The 7,198-nt window shown below is 65.4% G+C and carries 7 protein-coding genes; 2 read left to right on the top strand and 5 right to left on the bottom strand.

All coding sequences use genetic code 11. The features are described 5' to 3' along the window. Positions 1 to 509 precede the first annotated feature (509 nt). Genes hfaD through hfaA form a run of 3 tightly spaced genes read right to left on the bottom strand, consistent with a single transcriptional unit; the run spans position 510 to position 3,082 of the window. Positions 510 to 1,748 carry a holdfast anchor protein HfaD gene (hfaD, locus tag ABJO18_RS03165; RefSeq protein WP_348506634.1) on the bottom strand — a complete coding sequence of 413 codons (1,239 nt, stop codon included), beginning with the start codon at positions 1,746 to 1,748 and terminating at the stop codon, positions 510 to 512. Beyond that, positions 1,663 to 2,664, bottom strand: coding sequence for a holdfast anchoring protein HfaB (gene hfaB, locus ABJO18_RS03160; protein WP_348506635.1), 1,002 nt, complete (start codon positions 2,662 to 2,664; stop codon positions 1,663 to 1,665). Before hfaB ends, hfaD begins: the two co-directional genes overlap by 86 nt. After that, on the bottom strand, positions 2,651 to 3,082 hold the full coding sequence (gene hfaA / locus ABJO18_RS03155; protein ID WP_348506637.1) for a holdfast anchoring protein HfaA: 432 nt from the start codon (positions 3,080 to 3,082) through the stop codon (positions 2,651 to 2,653). Before hfaA ends, hfaB begins: the two co-directional genes overlap by 14 nt. Positions 3,083 to 3,244: 162 nt before the next feature. Between hfaA and ABJO18_RS03150 the strand changes: the two genes are divergently transcribed. Then, positions 3,245 to 3,886, top strand: coding sequence for a rhomboid family intramembrane serine protease (locus tag ABJO18_RS03150; protein ID WP_348506639.1), 642 nt, complete (start codon positions 3,245 to 3,247; stop codon positions 3,884 to 3,886). Position 3,887: 1 nt separating this feature from the next. On the opposite strand, the gene ABJO18_RS03145 is transcribed toward ABJO18_RS03150, so the two are convergent. Further along, entirely contained in the window at positions 3,888 to 4,511 is a 624-nt protein-coding gene (locus ABJO18_RS03145) for a GDYXXLXY domain-containing protein (RefSeq protein WP_348506641.1), read from the bottom strand. Further along, positions 4,508 to 5,839 (bottom strand): DUF2157 domain-containing protein, encoded by a 1,332-nt coding sequence (locus tag ABJO18_RS03140; RefSeq protein ID WP_348506643.1) that lies wholly within the window; start codon positions 5,837 to 5,839, stop codon positions 4,508 to 4,510. Before ABJO18_RS03140 ends, ABJO18_RS03145 begins: the two co-directional genes overlap by 4 nt. 201 nt (positions 5,840 to 6,040) lie before the next feature. Between ABJO18_RS03140 and ABJO18_RS03135 the strand changes: the two genes are divergently transcribed. Beyond that, entirely contained in the window at positions 6,041 to 6,469 is a 429-nt protein-coding gene (locus tag ABJO18_RS03135; protein WP_348506645.1) for a CBS domain-containing protein, read from the top strand. The last annotated feature ends 729 nt before the right edge of the window (positions 6,470 to 7,198 follow it).

Here is a 7,198-nt window from a genome sequence, read left to right as displayed (position 1 = left end):
CGGTCCCGCAAGGGATCCGGGTAAATCTCCGCGTGCGGGATGCCTCGGGCATCACCACCAAAGCTTCAAATCCGGACACGATGTCCGCCGTGCATCCCGCACCCCTCTCATCGCTCCAGGGCGCAAGCCCGTGGAGGGTTTGGTGTTTCCTCATCTGCAAACACACGATTTTTCCCGGAAGCGCACAGCGCTGTCCGGGACCGACTGGACGCGGCTCACGCTTCACGCAGCAAAGCAGATCCCGGATCTGCAGCCTGCCTGCGCAGGCTGAAGCCTGCGCCCGCGAAAGCGGGTGGCCGGGAGAAATGGGAGAGGTTGAAATGCGCACTGCCGCTTTCCCCGGACCTGTTCCGGGGCCTGCCGGCGTTTCAGGTGCAGGCTCAACCGGGCCCCGGAACGGGGCCGGGGGAAGTGGAGCGAGCGGGAAGGGACCGCCACACAAAGAAAACCCCGGACCTCACAACACGAGGCCCGGGGGTTTCTCCACCTCCCCCAACAGGTCGGTGATGCTAGTTCCCGCTATAGGGGGAAACGCTTTGATAGGTCGCTGAATTGCCGATCGCGGTGGCCGTGCCGGACAGGGTGCTGCCGGTGGTCATGCGGCCGGTCACGTTCGAGGTGATCGCGCCGGAATTGGTCTGGTTGTTATTGCCATAGGCCGTTGCGGCACATTCCGAGCAGACATAGGTCGTCGCGGCATTGCCGAAGGCCGTCGCCGAGACGAAGGCCGCGCCGCCCTCATTGCCGTCAAAGCCGGCCAGGGTGGTGACATTGCCGCTATTGGTCTGGTCCAGGCCCATGAAGGCGTCGGCGCCGAGATTCGAGATGATGGCCGAATTGCCGACCCCTTCGGAGGAAACGGCGACCAGGTCGATGTCGAAATCGCCGGCCTGGGCGTAGGCGTCGGCGGTCACGGTGCCGGAATTGTCCTGTGTGCCCTGGATATGGGCATAGCCGTTCTCGTTCTGCATCCAGACCGAATTGCCATTGGCCGAGGCTGTCACGGTTTCGGACACGGCTCCGCCGCCCGATTCGGCGCGGGCACGGGCGGAGATGCTGCCGCGATTGTCCTGGTCGATATCGGCAACCTGGTCCGGGCCCATGTAATAGCCCTGGATTTGCGCCGAATTGCCGTTGGCGGCGCCCAGCACGGTCGCTGCGTAACCCAGCCCGCCGGTCGGTGCGAGGACATAGCTGTCGGCGCTGACATCGGCGCCGCTGTCCTGGCGCAGGGCATGATTGTTCTCGCCGCCATAGCTGACAGCGTCATAGGCATTGGCCGAGGCGGTGGCCGAGGTGACCGAGGAAATGGCGTAGGCCCCGATCTCCAGCTCTGCCGTCGCCGAGACGGTCGATCCGTCCAGCGCCGTCTGGTCGATCTCGGCATCCATGCCATTGTCATTGATCACGCTGGCCGCATTGCCCATCGCGGAGGCGGTGGTGACGGCCGTGCCGTGGATGATGCCGGCCCGCGTTGCGGCGCGTGCGTCCACATCGCCGGAGAAGGTCTGCTCCGAGGCGATATCGTGACGTTCGATCACGTCGACGGTCAGCGCGTTCGCGGATCCGATGGCCGCCATGGTGGCGGCGCCGGCCTCTTCGGTCTCACCCTCGGCGACGACATTGATCGCCGCGTCGAGATTGATCTGGCCGTTCAGGATCTCAGTCGTATCGTCCGCGAAGGTAGCTGCGCACGTTATCGTCGCGGCGCTCATGGCCGTGATCAACTGAAAGGCGCGCTTGGACATTCGTGGTCTCCCTCGAGCCATAGGCCGTGGCGATATCGATACCGCCGGTGACATTGGTGTGGCTGCCGCCGCCGATCGGGTCGGAATAGGAACAGGCAGACGAGGCATCGACGCCGTAGAGCTGGGACGAGATTTCCAGCACGGCGCGCTCGATCACCGAGCGCACGGCCAGCTGGACCGGTTCCAGCGAGCGGCCGCCGCCGGACAGGTCGATCACCGCATCGTCCCAGAAGGCGAAGATGCCGGCGGAAATCTCGCGGCCGATGATCTGCTTCTGGTAGGAGATGACGTCGACCGTTTCCATCGTGCTGGTATCGTTCAGACGCAGGTCCAGGCCGATATTCATCACCCAGGCGCGGCGCGAGAACAGGCCCGTCGGGTCGCTGTCGACGCGGTCGCCGGCCAGAAGATCGACGCCGTTCGAGCGGATATTGTAGTTCAGCTCGGTGATGCCGCCGACCAGGTGATAGTCGGACCCGGGCAGCGAAGCGGCGTGGATTTCGCGCTGCTGGCCATTGGTGTCGCGGATCAGCTGGTTGTTGGCATAGCGCAGCTCCAGCTCCGACACGGATGTATCGAAACGCTCCACCAGGCGCACACCGGCCTTGGCAAAGGCCGAGATCGCCATCAGCGAGGCGCCCTGGGTCACCGCGGCACCGCCTTCCAGCGAGGCACGGCCGGTATAGTCGGCCAGGCGTCCCACGGCGATGCGCGGCGAGCGCAGATTATTCGCCCGCGCATAATTGGCCAGGCAGACCAGCGCTTCGGAATAGGGTGTGGGATTGGCGGTTACGGGCGCGCCGCCGATCGGCGTCGCATAGCGGCCGTCCGCGCCGCCGCCATTTCCCGTCGACGCACAGCCGGTCAGCGCCAGGGCGCCGGCGACCGTTGCGAGAAGGAGCTTAGTCTTGGTCATTGTCAGTGCTCACATTGCCGTTGGCATTGGCGTTGGCGTTGATGTCGCCATTATTGATCTGGGTCGAATTGATGATGACCGTGTTGTACCGGCCCGAGACATTGACGTTCAGCTGGTTGCCGATCGCCGTGGCGCCGGATCCGACACCGCCGCCGAACAGACCGCCCTGCGAGGACACGCCCACGCCGGTCTGGATAACACCGTCGATGATCACGCGATTGCCCGCTTCCGACCGGGCGGCCGCACCGGCACTGGCACCGGCTCCGCTCCAGGCCTGGCTGGAGGTTGCGGTGGTGCGCGAACCGTAGGGGATTTCCCATCCGGCCGTCGTTTCGGCCTGCTGGGCCTGCGCAGCCGACGCCAGAACGGTCACAGCCAGAACGGCAGCGGATGCGGGCGGGAACTTGCGCAGTGTCATATCGTCGTGTCCTTCTAGACGCGTCTCTCGCCCGTGTCGTTGCAACGCGTGTGCCAGCGGGGGAGAGTTACCAAGTGCGTTCCCCTGCAGGGGGAATCCGGATTTGTTCAGGAATGGGTAACCCGTCTGGGCCAGTGCGGGACGCCATCAGGGAGAATTTGTGTGCCGCATCGGGACGCGCCGCGGGCGCCAGTTTTCAATGCCATGCCACCCGCCGTTCTGCTGCTCGCCGGACTGATTCTCGGCACCGCACTGCTCGGCTATCTCTCGCCGGAACTCGACCGCTGGATCTTTGCAACTTGCGTGCTGATTGTCGCCGCGCCGGACACGCCTTTGCCGGCCCAGCCGCTGGGACATGCCGCGCCCTACCTGCTGCACGTCTTCATCCATTTCGGGCTGTTGCACCTGGCGATGAACATGGCCGTCCTGATCGGCGCCGGGCGGGCTGTCGGCCTGGCCTTCGGAACGGGGCTGAAGGCCTTTGCCGGCTTCATGATCCTGTTCTTCGCCTGTTCGGCGGCCGGGGCCGGGCTGGAATACGCGCTCCATTCCGGTCCGCCGCTACAGCTGGGCGGTGCGTCGACCGGTGTTTCCGGACTGATCGCGGCGGCCGGCTGGGTGATGGGTGGCTGGCGCGGCATGTTGCGTCTGGCGCTGCCCTGGATCGGGCTGAACCTGGTGATCGCGGTGACCGGGCTTGCCTTCCCGATTCCCATCAGCTGGGCCGGCCATATCGGCGGCACGCTGGCCGGTATCGTCCTGACGCCGGTGCTGATCGCGCTCTTCGGCCGCCGCGCGCTCTAGCCTACCAGACCGTATCCAGCCGCCGTTCGCCGTCGACCTCGAACCCCTTGATCAGCAAGGCGCCATCGGCCGGGATGGCGAGGATGAGATTGACGCCGATATCGCCCGTCACATCGCGCAGGCGCAGCCGGTTCTGCAGGGCGATGGCCCGCTCGCGGGAGGCGTAATAGCGCTCGATATTGAAGCTGGCATGGATCCACAGCTCTTCCGGTTCCTCGCGGACGGTGCGGGTTTCGCCGGTTTCCGGATCGGTCTCCCGGGTGAGGGGACGTGAGGCCTCATAGACCTGGCGGACCCGGCCCTGGGCGACCAGGCCGCTGCCGGGATGGGCGGTGTGCAGGGCGACGGGCTGTGCGGTGCCGTCGGGTCCGGTTTCCAGCGTCACCCAGATCCGGTCGCCCTCGGCAAAGCCGTCATCGCCCTCGAGCGCATAGGCGTCCAGCCGGTTCAGGGGCGTGCGGATATTGGCGTAGTGACCCAGCAGGATGTCGCGCGGATCATAGCCTTCGACGGGAATCAGCACTTCCGGGCTGTTGGCGCGGCGTTCCAGATGGCTGGTCAGCAGGAAGACCAGGAAGCCGCTCATCAGGGCGGCGATCAGGCTGAGGCGGGCGAGGCGGTTCATGAGGTCTCTCCCCCAGACTGTACGGGATCAGACTGTGCGGGCACGGCCGGCTCGTGTTGCCGCCGTTTCCAGCGCCAGACGCCGAAACTCATCGCAAACAGGATCAGCCCGCCTACAAAGAAGAACAGCGCGGTATCGAGCAGGCCGCCGAAGGTTTCGCCATAGACATAGAGGGTCTGGCCGATGAAGGCGGCGACGCCCACCGTGCCCGTTGCGCCGGCGCTTTCCCGGCTGCCCTGGAGAATCAGCGCGACGGCGCCGGCATAGAAGAGCGCGCCATAGGCCAGCTGCAGCCACCACAGACCGCCAATGCCCGCTGCGGCCAGCAGGTAGGGTGTGACGAAGACGAGGGCACCGATTCCGGCGAGGCCGGCCGCCGGTCCGGGACGCAGATGCCCGATGGCAAGCCGTAGAACAAGAAGCCCGCCAATGGCGGCCATCGCGCCCAGCGCCAGGGCGATATAGGCGCCGCCGGAAATGGCGGCCTCCGGCGGGCGGTCGAACTGGGCCTGCAGCAGCAGCGCAAGCACCATGGTGATCACGGCCATCCAGGCCGCGAGAATACCGCCGCCCGTCACGCCGCGATCCCGGGCCAGCGCGCCGGTGAGGGCGAGGGCGCCAAAGACCAGTGTGGCTCCGGCGTGCAGGGAGACATCGGCAATGTCGAAATGCTGGTCCATCCAGTAGAGCGCGTGCCCGGCCCACAGCGCCAGGCCGATGGCCAGCAGGTGCGCCGATGCCTTGGAGCGCAGGCGTATGGCCAGCCAGGCCGTGACCAGCCAGAGCGGCAGATAGCTCCAGATCGCCGTGTCGACGAAGGGGTTGAAGATTTCCAGCCCGGCCCAGAGCGCGCCGAGCAGTGTCGCCAGTATGAGGACGGGCCGTGACGGGATGGCGAAGGCCGTCGCCAGGCCGGCCACGCTCCAGATCAGCACCGCGGTATTGCGGAAGGAGGTCATGTTGAAGGTCTGGGCGGTCAGCAGGATCGCCGCGCCGAACAGGGCGACGCCCAGAAGCGCCAGGGCGTGCCCGAGCGCGCCGGCACCCCGGTCCAGCGCCCGGCCGGCCCCGGCCATGGCGAGCCAGAGCGCCAGCAGGATCGTGCCGAAGCGGGCAAGGCGCGGCATGGCATCCCAGTTGGCGGCGACGAAGGTGAGGGCGGACATGGCCAGGAGGACCGCACCGAGAATCGCCAGCGCGCCGATCGCACTCCAGCGCTGCACGGGATCCGGGACATCGCCGAGAATATCGCCGCGGCGGCCGCTGTCGATCCAGCCGCGTTCGATCCAGCGGTCCAGATCGCCTGTCAGGCGTGACTTGTAACGCATTCGCGCAATCCTCCCGGTTGCCCGTTTCACGCTTCAAGGTGGCGGAGCGGGCGGCGCCTGTCCACGAAAGCCTGATTCACGTCGGCTAGACGGGTGCCCGGTATGGCCTCGTCCGAGATCTCCTCTCCGCGCCGGTTTGTGCTATCATGCAACTGACGGCTCCGTTTGCCGGGGCTTCAGCCGACCCTGAGGGAGGGGCAGATGCATGTAGAGACGATCCTGAAGTCGAAAGGCCGCGACGTCGTGACGATCGCTGAGTCCGCCGATCTGGCGGCGGCCGCCCAGGCGCTGGACGCCAATGGCATCGGTGCGCTGGTGGTGAATGATGCGCACGGGCGCCCCGTGGCGGTCCTGTCCGAGCGCGATATCGTGCGCGAACTCGCGCTGCACGGCGTCGCCGCGCTGACGCGCCCGGTCTCCCAGGCAATGACGCCGGCCTTCGTGACGGCGGCACCGGATGCCGAGCTGAACGATCTCATGGTGCTGATGACGGACCGGCGGGTGCGCCATGTGCCCATCATGGATGGCGGCGAGATGCTCGGCATAGTGTCCATCGGCGATATCGTGAAATCGAAGATTGCCGACATGGAAGCGGAAACGGCGGCGCTCCAGGCCTATATCGTCTCCTGAGCACGGTGTGTGCAGTTTCCGACTCGCCTTGCTGGAAAGGGAAGGGCGGGTCTTGCTGTCATAAAACTGCAGGAATCTCCGCAGGAGGGGGTTGCGTCCTGCGCGGCGTCCTGTAGAACCCCGCTCACACCGGCGCTGCCGCAGCGGTTTTGCCCTTGCGGACCAGCGTCGTTTCTATATCATGCGAGGTCTTGTCGTCTTTCAGAGCTAGACCGGTGCTTCAAACCGATGCGCCGGGCAGTGAAATTTTTCGCCGGTTTTCAGCCAGCCAAAACGAACTGCACATCTCTGAAATTTGTCGATTGACTTCAAACCGGGGTGGTTTAAAAGCCGCCCCTCCTCGCCGGGGCGGCCCAGACGATCGGGTCCGAACGGAGAGGGGAGCCAACCGGCTTCGGTGTTTCATAGGCGCTTTATAAAGGTCCGCGCCAAGGGGTTTTTCGAAAGAGAAATCAACTGGATGGGCCGCGCTGCAGAAACTCTGAAAAAGGCGGTTGACTTCAAAACGGGGTGGTTTAAAAGCCGCCCTCCTCGCCGGGACGGTCCAGACGATCGGGTCCAGAACGGAGAGGGGAGCCAACCGGCTTCGGTGTTTCATAGGCGCTCTATAAAGGTCCGCGCCACGAGGTTTTTCGAAAGAGAAATCAACTGGATGGGCCGCGCTGCAGAAACTCTGAAAAAGGCGGTTGACTTCAAAACGGGGTGGTTTAAAAGCCGCCCTCCTCGCCG

The sequence above is a fragment of the Maricaulis sp. genome (assembly GCF_039978735.1).
Taxonomy (GTDB): Bacteria; Pseudomonadota; Alphaproteobacteria; order Caulobacterales; family Maricaulaceae; genus Maricaulis.
The sequence above is the reverse complement of the archived record's forward strand: the minus strand, read 5'-3'. Positions and strand labels throughout refer to the sequence as shown.